Genomic DNA, 19170 nt, shown 5'->3' on the forward strand with positions numbered 1-19170 from the left:
CTAAAGTTGAATGGGCATTCAATAACTCCTGAAAACGACGTCGCGACGTGTCTACATAGCCCTTGTCAATGTGCGGATAAGAAGCACCGCCGTCGGCGTGCGGTGGCCAGGCCCAGAGAGCTGTGAGCAGTTAGGTAGCACTTGCGCGGCAGGCACTTCGCACAGGGGCGGGCGAGTGTCACTCAAAGCACAACCGGGCCACGGGCACGGGGGCTGCCCGGCCCGGTTGGCGACTTGTCTATTCACGACGCGCTAAAAGGTGGCGCGCCCCTGGGCATGTGAGCGATTTGTGCGCGCCGGCAATCAGCACTCCACGGCGCTGACCGCCAGGCCGCCACGGGAGGTTTCCTTGTATTTGTCGTGCATGTCGGCGCCGGTATCACGCATGGTGCGAATCACCCGGTCCAGGGAAATGAAATGCTGGCCATCGCCGCGCAAGGCCATTTGCGCGGCATTGATCGCCTTCACCGCGGCAATCGCATTGCGCTCGATGCACGGCACCTGCACCAGCCCGCCCACCGGATCACAGGTCAGGCCGAGGTTGTGCTCCAGGCCGATTTCCGCGGCGTTGCACAACTGCTCCGGGGTCGCCCCGAGAATTTCCGCCAGCCCGGCCGCCGCCATGGCGCAGGCCGAACCCACTTCACCCTGGCAGCCGACTTCGGCACCGGAGATGGAGGCGTTCTTCTTGCACAGGATGCCGATGGCCGCCGCGCCGAGAAAGAAATCCACCACGTTGGCGTCGGTGACGTCTTCGCTGAATTTCATGAAGTAATGCAGCACCGCCGGAATGATCCCCGCCGCGCCGTTGGTGGGGGCGGTGACCATGCGCCCACCGGCAGCGTTCTCTTCGTTCACCGCCAGGGCAAACAGGTTGACCCACTCCATGGCGCTAAGGGTGGAGCCGATCACATTGGGCTTGTTCAGTTCCTGCAAGCTACGGTGCAACTTGGCCGCGCGGCGACGCACGTTGAGCCCGCCAGGCAGGATGCCCTCGTGCTTGAGCCCCTGCTCCACGCAGTCCTGCATGGCACGCCAGAGCGCCATCAGGCCGCTGCGGATTTCCTCTTCCGAACGCCAGACTTTCTCGTTGGCCAGCATCAGTTCGGCAACCCGCAGGTTGTGCTTCTGGCACAGGCCCAGCAGTTCCACCGCACTGGAAAAATCGTAAGGCAGCTCGCTGCGGTCCAGGTCCGCCACACCGCTGTCGGCCTGGGCCTGGTCGACGACAAAACCGCCGCCCACCGAATAGTAGGTATCGCGGTGCAGCTCACCCTCTTCGCCCGCGGCCACCAGGGTCATGGCGTTGGGATGGAATGGCAGGTTGCGGTCCACCAGCTGCATGTCCCGGGCCCAGATGAAAGGCACTGGCAGCCGCCCGTCCAGCAACAGGGTGTCGGTTTCCCGCAGCAGCTCAATGCGCGTGCCGATCAGCGACGGGTCGATCGCGTCCGGCCACTCCCCCATCAGCCCCATGATCACCGCGTTGTCGCTGCCATGGCCGATGCCGGTGGCGGACAGCGAACCGAAGAGCTGCACCTCGACCCGGCGTACCTGCTCCAACAGTTGCCTTTCCTTTAATACCTGGACGAACAAAGCCGCTGCGCGCATGGGCCCGACCGTGTGGGAACTGGAGGGGCCGATGCCGATCTTGAACAGGTCGAAAACACTGATAGCCATTGCTGCGTAACTCCTGGTTGAGCACTGTCCGGGCGCCGGAAACGCCCTCTGACGGAGCTGCTACGCTCAAGCTGCAATCCGCCGAGAAGGGCGCATCATCAGGCTTTTGCCAAGGCCCGCGACGTCTGACACCGACTCACTCATGCCCACTAACGCCGCCAGGCGCAACGCAGGGGTTTTGGGCGTTTTTTGCGGCTCAGTTGTAGGAAAAATCGCTCGAAAACACTGTAAGCGACCTCACCGACACTGGATGCGACCCTCCCTGTACTGGATACGACGCACCCTGTAGGCGACAGATTTTCACTGGTACATGATCAGTCTCGACTCGATTGCAAGGCACGGTGGTAGAGCTGTTCCCGACACACCAACCGCCACACTTATAAGCGCGGTCCAAACGCCGCCAAAAAAACATCCAGGAGTCCCCCCTATGAAAGGTTCCCCGTCGTTGTTGTTGGCCGCCATGCTGAGTCTGCCGCTTCTGGCACAAGCCGCAGAACCGGCACAATGCAGCACCGTAAACTTCTCCGATGTCGGCTGGACCGATATCACCGTGACCACCGCCACCACCAGCGTCGTGCTCAACGCCCTGGGCTACAAGACCAAGACCACCATGATTTCCGTGCCCGTGACCTACAAGTCCCTGGCCGACGGCAAGAACATGGACGTGTTCCTCGGCAACTGGATGCCGACCATGGAAAACGACATCAAGCCCTACCGCGACGCCGGGACCGTGGCCACCCTGCGGGCCAACCTGGAAAACGCCAAATACACCCTGGCGGTGCCCGAGTCGCTGTACGACAAGGGCCTGAAGGACTTCGCCGACATCGTCAAGTTCAAGAAGGAACTGGACGGCAAGATCTACGGCATCGAGCCGGGCAACGACGGCAACCGCACCATCCAGACCATGATCGACAAGAATGCCTTCGGCCTGAAGGACGCCGGTTTCAAGGTGGTGGAATCCAGCGAGGCAGGCATGCTGTCCCAGGTCGAGCGCGCACAGCGCCGTGACACTGCGGTGGTGTTCCTGGGCTGGGAACCGCACCCGATGAACACCCGTTTCAAGATGAAGTACCTGACCGGCGGCGACGAGTTCTTCGGCCCCAACTTCGGCCAGGCCACCATCTACACCAACACCCGCAAGGGCTATGCCGAAGAGTGCAGCAACGTCGGCCAGTTGCTGAAGAACCTGTCGTTCACCCTGAACATGGAAAGCACCCTGATGGGCAACGTGCTGGACGACAAGATGAAGCCTGAGGCGGCCGCCAAGGCCTGGCTGAAGCAGAACCCTCAGGTGCTCGATACCTGGCTCGCCGGCGTGACCACCATTGACGGTAAACCTGGCCTGGAGGCCGTGAAAGCCAAGCTTGCACAAGCTTCAAATTAAGTAGTGCGCTTACGCCGGGCGGGCTCGCCCGCCCGGGCTGTTTTTCCCTTGCATGCGGACGTTCAATACCATGCTCACTGATCAGAAAATCCCCCTGGGCCAGTACATCGCGGCTTTCGTCGAGTGGTTGACGAAGCACGGCGCCAGCACCTTCGACGCGATCGCTACCACCCTGGAAACCATGATCCACGGCGTGACGTTCGCGCTGACCTGGTTCAACCCCCTGGCCCTGATCGGCCTGATTGCCCTGCTGGCGCACCTGATCCAGCGCAAATGGGGCCTGACCGCCTTTGTCGTGCTGTCCTTCCTGCTGATCCTCAACCTGGGGTACTGGCAGGAAACCATGGAAACCCTGGCCCAGGTGCTGTTCGCCACCCTGGTCTGCGTGCTCATCGGCGTACCGCTGGGCATAGTCGCAGCGCACAAGCCGCTGTTCTACACCATGATGCGGCCGGTGCTGGACCTGATGCAGACCGTGCCCACCTTCGTCTACCTGATCCCGACCCTGACCCTGTTCGGCCTGGGGGTGGTGCCCGGCTTGATTTCCACGGTGGTGTTCGCCATCGCCGCGCCGATCCGCCTGACCTACCTGGGCATTCGCGATGTTCCACAAGAGTTGATGGACGCCGGCAAGGCCTTTGGCTGCTCGCGCCGTCAGTTGTTGTCGCGCATTGAACTGCCCCACGCCATGCCGAGCATCGCCGCCGGCATTACCCAATGCATCATGCTGTCGCTGTCGATGGTGGTGATCGCCGCCCTGGTGGGCGCCGATGGCCTGGGCAAGCCGGTGGTCAACGCCCTCAATACCGCGGATATCGCCCTGGGCTTCGAAGCCGGCCTGGCCATTGTGCTGCTGGCGATCATGCTCGACCGCATCTGCAAGCAACCTGAAGCCAAAGTAGGAGGTGACGCATGAGCATTATCCGCTTCGACAAGGTCGACGTGATTTTCTCCAAGGATCCGCGCGAGCCCCTCAAGCTGCTGGACCAGGGCATGACCCGCAACGAGATCCTGAAGAAGACCGGGCAGATCGTCGGCGTCGAGAATGCCAGCCTGGACATCGAGAAAGGCGAAATCTGCGTGCTGATGGGCCTCTCCGGTTCCGGCAAGTCGAGCCTGCTGCGCTGCATCAACGGCCTGAACACCGTGAGCCGCGGCAAGCTGTTCGTCGAGCATGAAGGCAAGCAGATCGACATCGCCTCCTGCAGCCCCGCCGAGCTGAAGATGATGCGCACCAAGCGCATCGCCATGGTGTTCCAGAAGTTCGCCCTGATGCCCTGGCTGACCGTGCGCGAAAACATCAGCTTCGGCCTGGAGATGCAGGGCCGCCCGGAAAAGGAACGGCGCAAGCTGGTGGACGAGAAGCTTGAGCTGGTGGGCCTGACCCAGTGGCGCAACAAGAAGCCCGACGAACTCTCCGGCGGCATGCAGCAGCGCGTGGGCCTGGCCCGTGCCCTGGCCATGGACGCCGATATCCTGCTGATGGACGAACCCTTCTCGGCCCTCGACCCGCTGATCCGCCAGGGCCTGCAGGACGAACTGCTGGAGCTGCAGCGCAAGCTGAGCAAGACCATCGTCTTCGTCAGCCACGACCTGGATGAGGCCCTGAAGCTGGGCAGCCGCATCGCCATCATGAAAGACGGACGGATCATCCAGTACAGCAACCCGGAAGAAATCGTGCTCAACCCGGCGGACGACTATGTACGGACTTTCGTTGCCCACACCAACCCACTGAACGTGCTGTGCGGGCGCAGCCTGATGCGCAGCCTGGACAACTGCAAGCGGGTCAACGGCTCGGTATGCCTGGACCCGGGTGGCGATTCCTGGCTCGACCTGGCCGAAGGCAACACCATCAAGGGCGCACGCCGCAACGGCTCGCAGCTGGACCTGCAGAACTGGGTTCCGGGGCAAGCCGTGGAAGAACTGGGCCGACGCCCGACCCTGGTGGACTCCAGCATCGGCATGCGCGATGCCCTGCAGATCCGCTACCAGACCGGCAACAAACTGGTGCTCCACGACAACCAGAAAGTGGTGGGCATCCTTGGCGACAGCGAGCTCTACCACGCGCTGCTCGGCAAGAACCTGGGTTAAGCAGCAGACACAAAAACGCCGCGAGCAATCGCGGCGTTTTGCTTTGACGACACACCACCTTCTGCAGGAGCTGGCTTGCCAGCGAACAGGCCCTGAAGCCTTGCAGCGCCCTTGAGGACGCCTTCGCCGGCAAGCCGGCTCCTACAAGGATGGGGCCGTTTTCACTCAGCTATAGACACGGCCAAGGAGCTGCCGATGGCTTTCGAACTGATCGAGCACATCCCGGGTGATCTGCTCCTGGGTGAAGCCCATCAAGTCGTATTCCTGGCTGCCGTTGTGCAGATACACCTCGGCGCGGTAGAAACGGCTGCGCACTTCGCTGTCGGCCCCTTCCGGCTGGGTCGATTCGCTAGGCGTCGCCAGGTAGCCGTCCAGGCTCACTTCATAGACGAAGGGATTGCCTTCATCCATTTCCACGCGAAGGCCCAGCAGGTTCTTCGACTTGCCCAGGTTGGTCTGCACTTCCAGGCTCAGGTTGCGCAACTGCGCCGCCGCTTCCTGCAAGGCCGGGCTGACGTGCTTGTCCATGTAGCGCTGCACCACCGACTGGGTCGGTTGCAGGTCCAGCTGGCTCAGGCGCTCGCTGAAACCGCGGCGGCCACGCTCGGCCAGTTGCGCCTGCTCCTGTTCGATCTGCACGTCCTGGCGCATGGCCTTGTGCAAGCCGAACATGAAGCAGATCAGCACCACCGAGAACGGCAGGCCGGCCAGCACCACCATGGTCTGCATGGCTTCGAAGTTGCCGGCGAACAGCAGGCCGATGGTCACCAGGGTGATCACCACCGACCAGAAGATCCGCAGCCAGTGCGGGGCGTCTTCGTCGACGTTGCCGCCCTTGCACGAAAGGTTGGCCATCATCACCGCCCCGGAGTCGGCGGGGGTCAGGAACAGCACGAAGCCGACGAAGATCGACACACCGATGACAATCTTCGAGGCCGGGTAGTGCTCGAGCAGTTGGTAGATCGCCATGGACGGCTGTTCCAAAGCCGTCTTGCCCAACTCCACGGCTCCCTGATTGACCACCAGATCCAGAGCCGAGTTACCGAAGATCGACAGCCAGGCCAGGGTGAAGCCCAGGGGAATCAGCAATACGCCGGCCACCAGTTCACGCACGGTGCGACCACGGGAAATACGCGCGATGAACATGCCTACAAATGGCGCCCAGGAAATCCACCAGGCCCAGTAGAACAGGGTCCACAGGCCCAGCCAGCGATCGGACTTGGCGCTGTCGCCCTCATACACATAGAGGTCGAAGGTCTTGAGCACTACACCGTTCAGGTAATCGCCGATGTTCTGCACGAAGCCGTTGAGCAGGTGCAGGGTCGGGCCAAACAGCAGGACGAAGATCAGCAGGCCGCTGAACAGCACGATGTTCAGGTTGGACAGGCGGCGGATGCCGTTTTCCACACCGGACACCGCAGCGATGGTGGCCACCGTGCTCATGACGATGATCACGATCAGCAGGTTGGTGTTGCTGTGCTCCATGCCGAACAGGTTTTCCAGGCCGGAAGACACCTGCATCGAACCAATCCCGAGGTTGGTCACCAGGCCCAGCAGGGTCACGAACATGCCGAAACCGTCCACCGCGTGGCCGGCCGCGCCCTTGACCCAGCGCTCGCCCACCAGCGGGTACAACGCCGAACGCAGTGCCAGTGGCTGGTTATGCCGATAGGCGAAGTACGCCACCGCCAGGCCCACCAGGGCATAGATGGCCCAGCCGTGCAGGCCCCAGTGCAGGAACGTCAGCTGCAGCGCCTGGCGGGCCGCCAGGTTGCTGCCCGGTACGCCTTCCGGCGGGTTGAAGTAGTGGTCCAGGGGCTCGGAAGCACCGAAGTACAGCAACGAGATGCCGATGCCGGAGGAAAACAGCATCCCCGCCCAGGCGCCGTAGCTGAAGTCCGGGGTGTCCTGCTTGGTCCCCAGCCTGAGCTTGCCGTAGGAGGAGAACGCCAGGCCCACCACGAACACCAGGTAAGCGGCGATCACCACCATGTAGTACCAGCCGAAGCTGCGGGACAACCAGGCCTGGGCAATGCCCAGCAGTCGGCCGGCCTCTTGCGGGGCGATGATCAGAATGGCGGTCAACAACAGGATCAGCGCGGTGGAGGTGTAGAACACCCAACCGTTGACCCGCACCTTCTCCGGTGGGGTCTTTATAAGAGAGGCAGAACTCATTGCGCAGATGCTCCGGGCAGTGCGAGAGAAGGACACAAGGCAACACGGCACCCGACCAATCGGTTAGTTGGCAGCCGATCATCGGGTGTTATAAAGACACCCCGAAAACACCCGAAACCGCAAAAGCCGCGTTGCGCAACCGCATCCGGGGCCGGTGACGAACCTGCAGTTCGTCGCCTGGAACCCGGAGCGTCCTGCCCCTTCAACACGTGTGCTCTCTTGCCGGTCCACGCTATGCCGCGTGTAAGTTTCGGGCATTTTCGGAGGTCGTTTTTCCGCCATCTGCGAGCAGGAGAAACTCCCCAGGCAGCGACGATTTGTCGCAGATCTTATTCTTTGTTGATTGAACGTTCAATCAAAACAAAATAGACTGGCCCACAAGTCGACGGGCGTAATACGCCAATCGACAGGCCTAAGGAGAGGTATCAGATGCCCAAGGTCGGTATGCAACCCATACGCCGCCAGCAATTGATCGAAGCCACGCTGCAAGCGGTCGATCAGGTCGGAATGGGGGACGCCAGCATTGCGCTGATCGCCCGTTTGGCCGGTGTCTCGAACGGCATCATCAGTCACTACTTTCGGGACAAGAACGGCCTGATCGCAGCGACGATGGGTTACATCATGAGCATGCTCAACGAAGGCGTCAGAGCACGCCGCCAGGCCCTGACGGACGACAGCCCGCGCGCTCATCTGAAAGTGATCATCGAGGGCAACTTCGATGCCAGCCAGGTGAACGGCCCGGCAATGAAAACCTGGTTGGCCTTCTGGGCTTCCAGCATGCACCAGCCCGATTTGCACAGGTTGCAGCGGATCAACGACCACCGCTTGTATTCCAACCTGTGTTGCCAGTTCCGCCGTGCCCTGCCGCTCTACCATGCGCGCAAGGCAGCCCGCGGCCTGGCGGCCTTGATCGACGGTTTGTGGCTGCGTGGTGCCTTGTCGGGTGATGCATTCGACACCGACCAGGCGATACGGATCGCTTACGAATACATGGATCTACAACTGGCTAAGCAGGAGCGCTAGAGCACAAAAGAGACGCTCGGCCCCTGAACCGCCACTGATCAGCGCGCCCCGAACTTAGGGGCATGCCCGGTGGTCAAGCCCACTACTTAATGCACTTGCGAGGACACTATGGCCCGTTTCGAACTGCAAAAACTCTACATCGACGGCGGCTACACCGATGCCGGCAGCGACGCCACTTTCGATGCCATCAACCCGGCCAACGGTGAAGTTCTCGCACAAGTGCAGCGTGCGACCAAGGAAGACGTGGAACGCGCCGTGGTCAGCGCCGAGAAAGGCCAGAAGATCTGGGCCGCCATGACCGCCATGGAGCGTTCGCGCATCCTGCGCCGCGCCGTGGAAATCCTCCGCGAGCGCAACGACGAACTGGCCGCCCTGGAAACCCTGGACACCGGCAAGGCCTTCTCCGAAACCAAGTACGTGGACATCGTCACCGGCGCCGACGTGCTGGAATACTACGCAGGCCTGGTACCGGCCATCGAAGGCGAGCAGATCCCGCTGCGCACCACTTCCTTCGTCTACACCCGTCGCGAGCCCCTGGGCGTAGTGGCCGGTATCGGCGCGTGGAACTACCCGATCCAGATCGCCCTGTGGAAATCCGCACCGGCCCTGGCGGCCGGTAACGCGATGATCTTCAAGCCGAGCGAAGTGACCTCGCTGACCACCCTGAAACTGGCCGAGATCTACACCGAAGCCGGCCTGCCGGATGGCGTGTTCAACGTCCTGACCGGCAGCGGCCGCGAAGTCGGCACCTGGCTGACCGAGCACCCGCGTATCGAGAAGGTCTCCTTCACCGGCGGCACCGACACTGGCAAGAAGGTCATGGCCAGCGCTTCCAGCTCCTCGCTGAAAGACGTGACCATGGAACTGGGCGGCAAGTCGCCACTGATCATCTTCGACGACGCCGACCTGGATCGCGCCGCCGACACCGCCATGATGGCCAACTTCTACAGCTCCGGTCAGGTCTGCACCAACGGCACTCGCGTGTTCGTGCCGAGCCACCTGAAAGCCGCTTTCGAAGCCAAGATCGCCGAGCGCGTTGCACGCATCCGCATCGGCAACCCGGAAGACGAAAACACCAACTTCGGCCCGCTGGTCAGCTTCGCGCACATGGAAAGCGTGCTGGGCTACATCGCCAAGGGTAAAGAAGAAGGTGCCCGTGTACTGTGCGGCGGCGAGCGCCTGACCGACGGCGAATTCGCCAAGGGCGCCTTCGTTGCACCGACCGTGTTCACCGACTGCACCGACGACATGACCATCGTCCGTGAAGAAATCTTCGGCCCGGTCATGGCGATCCTGACCTACGAAACCGAAGAAGAAGTGATCCGCCGCGCCAACGACACCGACTTCGGCCTGGCTGCCGGCCTGGTCACCAAGGATCTGAACCGCGCTCACCGCGTGATTCATCAGCTCGAAGCCGGTATCTGCTGGATCAACGCCTGGGGCGAGTCCGACGCCAAGATGCCGGTTGGCGGCTACAAGCAGTCGGGCGTGGGCCGTGAGAACGGCATCAGCTCGCTGAACAACTTCACCCGCATCAAGTCGGTGCAGGTCGAGCTGGGCGACTACGCCTCGGTGTTCTAAGCAGCCGCTAGCAGCCAGCTACAAGCGGCAAGCCAAGGCAACAGCCTGGCTTGCCGCGTGCTCCTCATTCAATGCCAAGCCCGCTTCGCTGCCTTCTCTTGCAGCTTGAAGCTTGAGGCTTGCAGCTCTCCACGGAGGCTCCAATGGCCCAAGAATTCGATTACATCATCATCGGTGCCGGCTCAGCCGGTAACACCCTGGCGACCCGTCTGACTGAAGACGAAGGCGTCACCGTCCTGCTGCTGGAAGCCGGCGGCCCGGACTATCGTTTCGACTTCCGTACCCAGATGCCGGCGGCACTGGCCTTTCCACTGCAAGGCCGTCGCTACAACTGGGCCTACGAGACCGATCCAGAGCCACACATGAACGGTCGTCGCATGGAGTGCGGTCGCGGCAAGGGCCTGGGCGGCTCGTCGCTGATCAACGGCATGTGCTACATCCGCGGCAACGCCATGGACTACGACGGCTGGGCCAAGCTGCCAGGCCTGGAAGACTGGACCTACCTGGATTGCCTGCCGTATTTCCGCAAGGCGGAAACCCGTGACATCGGCCCCAACGACTACCACGGCGGCGAAGGCCCGGTCAGCGTGACCACGCCCAAGGCCGGCAACAACCCGCTGTTCCACGCCATGGTCGAAGCCGGCGTGCAGGCCGGTTACCCGCGTACCGAAGACTTGAACGGCTACCAGCAGGAAGGCTTCGGCCCAATGGACCGCACCGTGACCCCCAAAGGTCGTCGCGCCAGCACCGCCCGCGGTTACCTGGACACCGCGAAAAAGCGTTCGACCCTGACCATCGTCACCCACGCCCTGACCGACAAGATCCTCTTCGAAGGCAAGCGCGCCGTGGGCGTGAGCTACCTGCAAGGCAGCACTGAAGAGCGCGTGGAGGCCCGTGCGCGCAAGGAAGTCATCGTCAGCTCCGGCGCCATCGCCTCGCCGCAATTGCTGCAACGTTCCGGCGTAGGCCCCCGCGCCCTCCTGGAAAGCCTGGACATCCCGGTGGTTCACGACCTGCCGGGCGTGGGCGAGAACCTTCAGGACCACCTGGAACTGTACCTGCAGTACGCCTGCACCCAGCCGGTGTCGCTGTATCCATCGCTGCTGTGGTGGAACCAGCCGGCCATCGGTGCCGAGTGGCTGTTCAACGGCACCGGCATCGGCGCCAGCAACCAGTTCGAAGCCGGCGGTTTCATCCGTACGCGTGAAGAGTTCGAATGGCCGAACATCCAGTACCACTTCCTGCCGGTAGCGATTAACTACAACGGCAGCAATGGTGTGAAAGAGCACGGCTTCCAGGCGCACATGGGCTCCATGCGCTCGCCGAGCCGTGGCCGCGTGCAGCTCAAGTCCAAGGACCCGCGCCAGCACCCGAGCATCCTCTTCAACTACATGGCCACCGAGCAGGACTGGCAGGAATTCCGCGACGGCATCCGCCTGACCCGTGAAATCATGCAGCAGCCGGCCCTGGATCCTTTCCGCGGCCGCGAGATCAGCCCGGGCATCGAGGTGCAGACCGACGAGCAACTGGACAAGTTCGTCCGCGAGCACGCCGAGACCGCCTTCCACCCATCCTGCTCGTGCAAGATGGGCACCGACGACATGGCTGTAGTGGATGGCCAGGGTCGCGTGCATGGCATGCAAGGCCTGCGCGTGGTGGATGCCTCGATCATGCCGATCATCACCACCGGCAACCTCAACGCGCCGACGATCATGATGGCCGAGAAAATCGCCGACAAGATCCGTGGCCGCCAGCCACTGCCACGCAGCACCGCGGCCTACTACGTAGCCGGTGAAGCCCCGGTACGTGGCAAGCCGATGCGCGATGTGACTCCCGCCGCGCAGTAAGCCTGACGGGCGCCGACCGCAAGGGTCGGCGCCCTTTTTCTCTTCCCTTCATTCCCTCAGAACTACTTCCTTGATCGCAGCCTTCGGCAGCGGCTACAGTTCTGCAACTTGCACATCCCCTTTCGCCCCCGCGCCCATCAGCACCTATACCTGTAGGAACCGCCGGGCGGTGTTCCGTTTGCTGGCGAAACGCGTCGACCCGCTATCGCGCCTCACAAGGAGGTCCTCCATGTTCGACTTTCACCCCCAGCTCAAGCAGCGCTTCGCTGCCTTGCGCGCGGGCGCCGAATTCTTTTCCCTGCGTTATGTCCGCGAATCGGACCAGTACCTGTCGGTGCGCAAGAACGTCGCCGAGCCGCCGAGCCTGGGCCGAGACGAAGGGGCGATGCTGACCGTGCGGGTGCGCGGCGTGGAAGCCTACGCCGCCACCAACGACCTGTCGCAAAGCGGCCTGCAGGCCGCCCTGGAGCGCGCCGAGCAGCAGGCCCGGGTCATCGCCGCCCATGCCCTGCTGGACCTGCGTGAGCAACCGGTCTCCAGCCACCGCGCCGACTATTTCTCGCCCAACCTGGAGCAGCCCTTCCCCTCCCTCAGCGACTGCTATCAGCTCCTGGGCGATGAGTCGGCCTCGGTGCCCAAGGATGAACGCCTGGTGAACTGGCAGGTGGGCATCGGCGTGACCCAGGTCGAACAGATCTACCTCAACAGCGCCGGCGCCGAGCTGCGCCAGGCCCAGCGTTTCGTCTACCCGGGCCTGGACGTGACCGCCTACGACGGCAGCGACAGCCAGACCCGCAGCCTCGGCCGGGAGAACTTCGGCCAGCAGGGCGCCGGCGATGTGATCAGCCGCTGCGGCCTGCTGGGGGCCGCGCCGCGGGTCGCCGACCAGGCCCTGCAACTGCTGCTGGCGCCCAATACCCCCCAGGGCCCGCGGGACCTGCTGCTGATGCCGGACCAGATGATGCTGCAGATCCACGAATCCATCGGCCATCCCCTGGAGCTGGACCGCATTCTCGGCGACGAGCGCAATTACGCCGGCACCAGCTTCGTCAAACAGCAGGATTTCGGCCGCCTGCAATACGGCTCCTCGCTGCTCAACGTGACTTTCGACCCGCAGATCCCCGAGGAACTGGCCAGCTACAGTCACGACGACGACGGCACCGCGGCCAGCAAGCAGTTCCTGATTCGCGAGGGCCTGCTGGTACGCCCCCTGGGCAGCGCCCTGTCGCAATACCGCAGCGGCCTCGACGGCGTTGCCAACAGCCGCGCCAGCAGTTGGAACCGTGCACCGATCGACCGCATGGCCAACCTCAACATCGAGCCCGGCGACCAGCCCCTGGAGCAACTGATCGGGCACATCGAGCACGGTATCCTGATGTCCACCAACCGTTCCTGGTCCATCGACGATGCGCGCAACAAGTTCCAGTTCGGCTGCGAATGGGGCCAGTTGATCGAGAACGGCGAACTCCGCGGCGTGGTCAAGAACCCCAATTACCGGGGGATTTCCGCGCAGTTCTGGCGCAACCTCAGCGCGGTCGGCGACCGCAGCACCTTCCAGGTGCTGGGCACGCCCAACTGCGGCAAGGGCGAGCCCAACCAGGTGATTCGCGTCGGCCATGCTTCGCCGGCCTGCGTATTCAGCAAGATTGATGTATTTGGAGGAGACGCCTGATGACCAGGACAGCCGATCAGGCCCAGCCATTCAAGGCCTTGGTGCAGTGGCTCAAAGACGCGCTGCGCGAGACCGAGCAGTTCACCCTGAGCTACGCCGCCGAGGCCTCGGAGTTCATTCGCTTCAACCACGCCAAGGTGCGCCAGGCCGGGCAGGTGCAACAGGCCAGCGTGCATTTCAAGCTGATCGACAATGGCCGCCACGCCGACCTCAGCATCACCCTGAGCAATGACCCCGAGGTGGATCGCCAGCGCCTGGCCGATGGCCTGCAACAACTGCGCGAGACCCTGCCGCTGCTGCCGGCCGATCCGTACCTGATGCTCAACCACACCCATTGGCAAAGCCATCACGTGCAGGACCAGCCGCTGCCCGGCAGTGAGCAGGTGGTGGAAGAAATCGGTCGCGCCGGCGCCGGCCTGGACCTGGTGGGCATCTACGCTGCCGGCCCCATCAGCCGTGGCTTCGCCAGTTCCGGCGGGGCCTTCGGCTGGCACCAGGCCAACAGCTTCAACTTCGATTTCAGCCTGTTCCACGAAAACGGCGAGGCGGTGAAGGCCAGCTACGCCGGGCACGCCTGGGACAGCCAGGCCTTCGCCCTGCGCTTCCAGCAGGCCCGGGAGCAGCTGGAGTTCCTTGGCCAGCCACTGCGCACGCTGGCGCCCGGGCAGTACCGGGCCTACCTGGCGCCGGCAGCCCTGGAGGAGATCATGGGCATGCTGGCCTGGGGCGGCTTCTCGGCCCAGTCGATCGCCAGCAAGCACAGCCCGCTGCAGAAGCTCTATGCCGGTGATGCCGCGCTGAACCCGCTGGTGTCGCTCGACGAACAGGTCAGCGGTTCCCTGAGCCCGGCGTTTTCCGACGAAGGCTATCCGCGCAGCGACCTGTCACTGATTGCCGCGGGCAGCGCCAATGCCCAACTGATCAACTCCCGCAGCGCCGCCGAATACGGCCTGACCACCAATGGTGCCGGCAGCGGCGAGTACCCCAGCGCACTGAACATGGCCGCGGGGCGGTTGTCCCAGCAGGAGATCCTCAAGCAGCTGAGCACCGGGCTGTACATCAGCAACCTGTGGTACCTGAACTACTCGGACCTGCCCGCGGCGCGCCTGACCGGCATGACCCGCTTCGCCACCTTCTGGGTGGAGAACGGCGAGATCCAGGCGCCGGTGAGCACCATGCGCTTCGATGACAGCGTCTACAGCCTGCTGGGCTCGCAGCTGGAGGCCCTGACCGAGCAACGCGAGCTGCTGCTGTCGGCCAGTACCTACGGCCAGCGCCAGACCGCTTCGATGCACTTGCCCGGAGCGCTGGTCAGCCGCCTGACCCTGACCCTGTAGAAACCGCCCTCAAACCTGAACTCACCCAGAGGTCCCATGCCCGAACGCGCGCCACTCGATGCCACCACCGCCCGCTGGCTGCCCTGGGTGGTGGCCATCGCCTTCTTCATGCAGTCCCTGGACGGCACCATCCTCAATACCGCCCTGCCGGCCATGGCCCAGGACCTGGCGGAAAACCCGCTGCGCATGCAGGGGGTGATCATCGCCTACATGCTCACTGTGGCCCTCTTGATCCCGGCCTCGGGCTGGATCGCCGACCGCTTCGGCACCAAGCGGATCTTCTTCGGCGCCATCTTGCTGTTCAGCATCGGTTCCCTGCTCTGCGCCCTGTCCAACACCCTGACCCAGCTGATTGGCGCCCGGGTGATCCAGGGCCTGGGCGGTGCGCTGATGCTGCCGGTGGGACGGCTGGTGGTGCTGCGTGCCTACCCGCGTTCGGAACTGGTGCGGATCATGGGCTTCATCACCATTCCCGGGCTTCTGGGGCCGCTGATCGGCCCGACCATGGGCGGCTGGATGGTGCAGTACCTGACCTGGCACTGGATCTTCCTGATCAACCTGCCGGTAGGCGCCGTTGGCTGCTATGCGGTGTGGCGTTTCATTCCCGACCTGCGCGGCAGCGAGCGCACACGCTTCGACAGCCTGGGCTTTGTGCTGTTCGGCGCGGCGATGGTGCTGATCACCATCGCCATGGAAGGCCTGGGGGAACTGCACCTGCCGCACTTGCGGGTGATGTTGCTGCTGTTCGGCGGGCTGGCCTGCCTGGCGGCCTACTGGCTGCGGGCCGTGCACACCGACAACCCGCTGTTCGCCCCGTCACTGTTCAAGGTGCGGACCTTTGCCGTGGGCATTCTGGGTAACCTGTTCGCCCGCCTGGGCAGCGGCGCCCTGCCGTTCCTGGTGCCCCTGCTGCTGCAAGTGGCCCTGGGCTATTCACCGTCCCAGGCGGGGATGAGCATGCTGCCCCTGGCGGCCGCGGCAATGCTGGCCAAATCCATCGCCCGGCCACTGATCGAGCGCCTGGGCTACCGCATCGTGCTCACCGGCAACACCCTGGCCCTGGGCATCATGCTGGCCAGTATGGGGCTGGTCAGCGAACAGACGCCCTACCCGCTGCTGCTGGGCATGCTGGCGGTGCTGGGGGCGATCAACTCGCTGCAGTTCACGGCGATGAACACCGTGACCCTGATCGACCTCGACGATGCCGCCGCCAGCAGCGGCAACAGCCTGCTGTCGGTGGTGGCGCAACTGTCCCTGAGCCTTGGGGTGGCCTGTGCCGGCGCGCTGCTGGGCGGCTTTACCGCTGAGTTGGGCAACGATGGCGTGGACACCGTGCTCGGCGCCTTCCAACTGACCTTCCTCACGGTAGGCATCATGGCGATGCTGGCGGCGGCGATCTTCCTCCAGCTGTCGCCCAACGATGGCCGGCGCACGCGCAAGCTCGAGGAGCAGCACATCGAACACTGAACCCACGCACCTCCCCCCGTAGGAGCCGGCTTGCCGGCGAAGAGGCCCCCGAGCCCTGCGCCAACCTCGCGGCCGCTTTCGCTAGCAAGCCAGCGCCTACACAAAACCGCCCCTGCACAGCTGCTCGTCCAGAATTTGCAGGTTGTGGGAGCGGGACTGATACACTGCGCGACATTTTGTTTTGCAGGCCAGTCCCGTGACCACCATTGCCACCGCTTTTAATACTTTGCCCCTGTCTCCCGCCATGCTGGCTAACCTCGACTCCCTCGGTTATGCCCAGATGACGCCGATCCAGGCGCAGAGCTTGCCGGTGATCCTCAAGGGCATGGACCTGATCGCCCAGGCCAAGACCGGCAGCGGCAAGACCGCGGCCTTCGGCATCGGCCTGCTGAACCCGATCAACCCGCGCTACTTCGGCTGCCAGGCCCTGGTGATCTGCCCGACTCGCGAGCTGGCCGACCAGGTGGCCAAGGAAGTGCGCCGGCTGGCTCGCGCCGAAGACAACATCAAGGTCCTGACCCTGTGCGGCGGCGTGTCGTTCGGGCCACAGATCGCCTCCCTGGAGCACGGTGCGCATATCATCGTCGGCACCCCAGGGCGTATCCAGCAGCATCTGCGCAAGGGTTCGCTGGTGCTCGACGGCCTGAACACGCTGGTGCTCGACGAAGCCGACCGCATGCTCGACATGGGCTTCTACGACGCCATCGAAGACATCATCGAAAAGACCCCGTCGCGCCGCCAGACCCTGCTGTTCTCCGCCACGTATCCGGTGGGCATCAAGCAACTGGCGTCGAAATTCATGCGCGATCCGCAAACGGTGAAAGCCGAAGCGTTCCACGACGATACGCAGATCGAGCAGCGCTTCTACGAGATTTCACCGGAAGAGCGCATGAGCGCAGTGACCAAAGTCCTGCACCACTTCCGCCCGGCCTCCTGCGTGGCGTTCTGCTTCACCAAGCAGCAAGTGCAGGAAACCGTCGATCACCTGACCGCCAAAGGCATCTCCGCTGTCGGCCTGCACGGCGACCTGGAGCAGCGTGACCGCGATCAGGTGCTGGCGATGTTCGCCAACCGCAGCACATCGGTACTGGTCGCCACCGATGTCGCCGCCCGTGGTCTGGACATCGATGCGCTGGACATGGTGATCAACGTCGAGCTGGCCCGCGATTCGGAAATCCACATTCACCGCGTTGGCCGTACCGGTCGCGCTGGCGAGAAAGGCATCGCGGTCAGCCTCGTCGCACCGTCCGAAGCACATCGCGCGCAAGCCATCGAACAACTGCAGAAAGCCCCGTTGAACTGGGATCAGGTCGATAACCTCAAGTCCCAGGGCGGCGCCCCGCTGCAGCCACCGATGAGCACGTTGTGCATCGCCGGCGGGCGCAAGGACAAGGTACGTCCGGGGGATATTCTCGGCGCACTGACCGGCGACGCCGGCATCCCGGGCGCCCAGGTCGGCAAGATCGCGATCTTCGACTTCCAGTCGTATGTGGCGGTTGAACGCACCGTGGTCATGCAGGCGCTGCAGCGCCTGAACAACGGCAAGATCAAGGGCCGTTCGCTGCGCGTGCGTGTTTTGTAACTGATCTTCCATCCAAAGGAGATCCCCTGTGGGAGCGAGCCGGCTCGCTCCCACAGTTTGTTTTGTCGCGCCCCACCAAGAGGACACCGTTTTGCGTTCTACCGAAGTCGTGATCATTGGCGCTGGCGCCGCAGGCTTGATGTGCGCGCTGACCGCGGCCGGCCGCGGACGCCAGGTGCTGTTGCTGGACCACGCCAACAAGGCCGGCAAGAAGATCCTGATGTCCGGCGGTGGCCGCTGCAATTTCACCAACATGTACACCGAACCGGCCAACTTCCTGTCGCAGAACCCGCACTTCTGCAAATCGGCCCTGGCGCGCTACACCCAGTGGGACTTCATCGGCCTGGTGGCCAAGCACGGCGTGCCCTACCACGAGAAGAAACTCGGCCAGCTGTTCTGCGATAACAAGTCCAGCGACATCCTCGGCATGCTGCTCGACGAGTGCGATCAGGTCGGCGTGGAGCTGCGCCTGGACACCTCGATCCAGATCATCGAAAAGATCGAAAGCGGCTACCTGCTCGACACCACCCTCGGCCAGGTTCAGTGCCAATCGCTGGTGATCGCCACCGGCGGGCTTTCGATCCCGACGCTGGGCGCCACCGGATTCGGCTATCAGGTGGCCAAACAGTTCGGCCACGAACTGCTGCCGACCCGCGCTGGCCTGGTGCCGTTCACCATCACCGATCAGCTCAAGGAACTGTGCAGCGAGCTGTCGGGGACCTCGGTGGATTGCCTGGTGAGCTGCAACGACCAGAGCTTTCGCGAGAACATCCTGTTCACCCACCGCGGCCTCAGCGGCCCGGCGATCCTGCAGATTTCCTCCTACTGGCAGCCCGGCGACAGCGTCGAGATCAACCTGCTGCCGGACCACGACGCCCTGGGCTGGCTGCAACAGCAGCAGGCCGAGCGCCCCAACAGCGAGCTCAAGACCCTCTTGGGGGAGATCTTCACCAAGAAGATGGCCGGCCTGCTGGCCGACCACTGGTTCGTCTCCAAGCCGATGAAGCAGTACACCCCGGCGGAGCTGGCGGACGTAGCGCAGAAACTCGGCAGCTGGCAGTTGGTACCGGCGGGCACCGAGGGCTACCGCACCGCGGAAGTGACCCTGGGCGGCGTCGACACCCGTGAGGTCTCGTCCAAGACCATGGAATCGCTGAAGAGCCCGGGGCTGTATTTCATCGGTGAAGTGCTGGACGTCACCGGCCACCTGGGCGGCTTCAACTTCCAGTGGGCCTGGGCCTCGGGCTACGCGGCGGCGCAGTACGTCTGAGCCTGTGGCCAGGGCGCCGTAGGAAGGAGGAACAGATTTTGCTCAAGGATGTGACGACGGC

General features: G+C 63.5%; 13 protein-coding genes. 11 read left to right on the forward strand and 2 right to left on the reverse strand.

What is annotated here, in order from left to right; genetic code table 11:
- Window positions 1–303 precede the first annotated feature (303 nt).
- Window positions 304–1680, reverse strand: a complete 1377-nt coding sequence (locus tag ABCR88_RS30505; protein ID WP_011063936.1) for an L-serine ammonia-lyase — start codon at window positions 1678–1680, stop codon at window positions 304–306.
- A gap of 427 nt (window positions 1681–2107) precedes the next feature.
- Here ABCR88_RS30505 and ABCR88_RS30510 point away from each other — a divergent pair, with 427 nt between their 5' ends.
- The 3 genes from ABCR88_RS30510 (at window position 2108) to choV (ending at window position 5155) form a co-directional block, all read left to right on the forward strand.
- Window positions 2108–3064, forward strand: a complete 957-nt coding sequence (locus tag ABCR88_RS30510; RefSeq protein ID WP_011063937.1) for a choline ABC transporter substrate-binding protein — start codon at window positions 2108–2110, stop codon at window positions 3062–3064.
- A gap of 70 nt (window positions 3065–3134) precedes the next feature.
- Window positions 3135–3980, forward strand: coding sequence for a choline ABC transporter permease subunit (choW, locus tag ABCR88_RS30515; RefSeq protein WP_019095263.1), 846 nt, complete (start codon window positions 3135–3137; stop codon window positions 3978–3980).
- The gene (gene choV / locus ABCR88_RS30520) at window positions 3977–5155 is read left to right on the forward strand and encodes a choline ABC transporter ATP-binding protein (protein ID WP_011063939.1); all 1179 of its coding nucleotides are present in this window, start codon (window positions 3977–3979) and stop codon (window positions 5153–5155) included. The genes choW and choV overlap by 4 nt, the downstream gene beginning before the upstream one ends.
- A 165-nt stretch (window positions 5156–5320) precedes the next feature.
- Here choV and ABCR88_RS30525 read toward each other — a convergent pair whose 3' ends face one another.
- Window positions 5321–7273, reverse strand: a complete 1953-nt coding sequence (locus ABCR88_RS30525; protein ID WP_350404917.1) for a BCCT family transporter — start codon at window positions 7271–7273, stop codon at window positions 5321–5323.
- Window positions 7274–7759: 486 nt separating this feature from the next.
- Here ABCR88_RS30525 and betI point away from each other — a divergent pair, with 486 nt between their 5' ends.
- The 8 genes from betI to ABCR88_RS30565 all read left to right on the forward strand — a co-directional run bounded on the left by betI (window position 7760) and on the right by ABCR88_RS30565 (window position 19109).
- Window positions 7760–8353 carry a transcriptional regulator BetI gene (gene betI / locus ABCR88_RS30530; RefSeq protein ID WP_011063941.1) on the forward strand — a complete coding sequence of 198 codons (594 nt, stop codon included), beginning with the start codon at window positions 7760–7762 and terminating at the stop codon, window positions 8351–8353.
- Between the two features lie 108 nt (window positions 8354–8461).
- Window positions 8462–9934 (forward strand): betaine-aldehyde dehydrogenase, encoded by a 1473-nt coding sequence (gene betB, locus ABCR88_RS30535; protein WP_041120187.1) that lies wholly within the window; start codon window positions 8462–8464, stop codon window positions 9932–9934.
- A 143-nt stretch (window positions 9935–10077) separates the two neighbouring features.
- Window positions 10078–11781, forward strand: coding sequence for a choline dehydrogenase (gene betA, locus ABCR88_RS30540; RefSeq protein WP_041120189.1), 1704 nt, complete (start codon window positions 10078–10080; stop codon window positions 11779–11781).
- A 229-nt stretch (window positions 11782–12010) separates the two neighbouring features.
- Window positions 12011–13453: a TldD/PmbA family protein gene (locus ABCR88_RS30545; RefSeq protein WP_350403805.1), complete on the forward strand. Its 1443-nt coding sequence runs from the start codon at window positions 12011–12013 to the stop codon at window positions 13451–13453.
- Window positions 13453–14790 (forward strand): metallopeptidase TldD-related protein, encoded by a 1338-nt coding sequence (locus tag ABCR88_RS30550; RefSeq protein WP_350403806.1) that lies wholly within the window; start codon window positions 13453–13455, stop codon window positions 14788–14790. The genes ABCR88_RS30545 and ABCR88_RS30550 overlap by 1 nt, the downstream gene beginning before the upstream one ends.
- Window positions 14791–14826: 36 nt before the next feature.
- Window positions 14827–16257, forward strand: coding sequence for a multidrug transporter subunit MdtD (gene mdtD, locus ABCR88_RS30555; RefSeq protein ID WP_041120194.1), 1431 nt, complete (start codon window positions 14827–14829; stop codon window positions 16255–16257).
- A 244-nt stretch (window positions 16258–16501) separates the two neighbouring features.
- The gene (dbpA, locus tag ABCR88_RS30560) at window positions 16502–17839 is read left to right on the forward strand and encodes an ATP-dependent RNA helicase DbpA (protein ID WP_230493580.1); all 1338 of its coding nucleotides are present in this window, start codon (window positions 16502–16504) and stop codon (window positions 17837–17839) included.
- Between the two features lie 91 nt (window positions 17840–17930).
- Window positions 17931–19109 (forward strand): NAD(P)/FAD-dependent oxidoreductase, encoded by a 1179-nt coding sequence (locus ABCR88_RS30565; RefSeq protein ID WP_041120196.1) that lies wholly within the window; start codon window positions 17931–17933, stop codon window positions 19107–19109.
- Window positions 19110–19170: the final 61 nt, after the last annotated feature.

Origin of the sequence: Pseudomonas sp. W17, from assembly GCF_040268305.1 — a bacterium.
Classification (GTDB): domain Bacteria; phylum Pseudomonadota; class Gammaproteobacteria; order Pseudomonadales; family Pseudomonadaceae; genus Aquipseudomonas; species Aquipseudomonas protegens.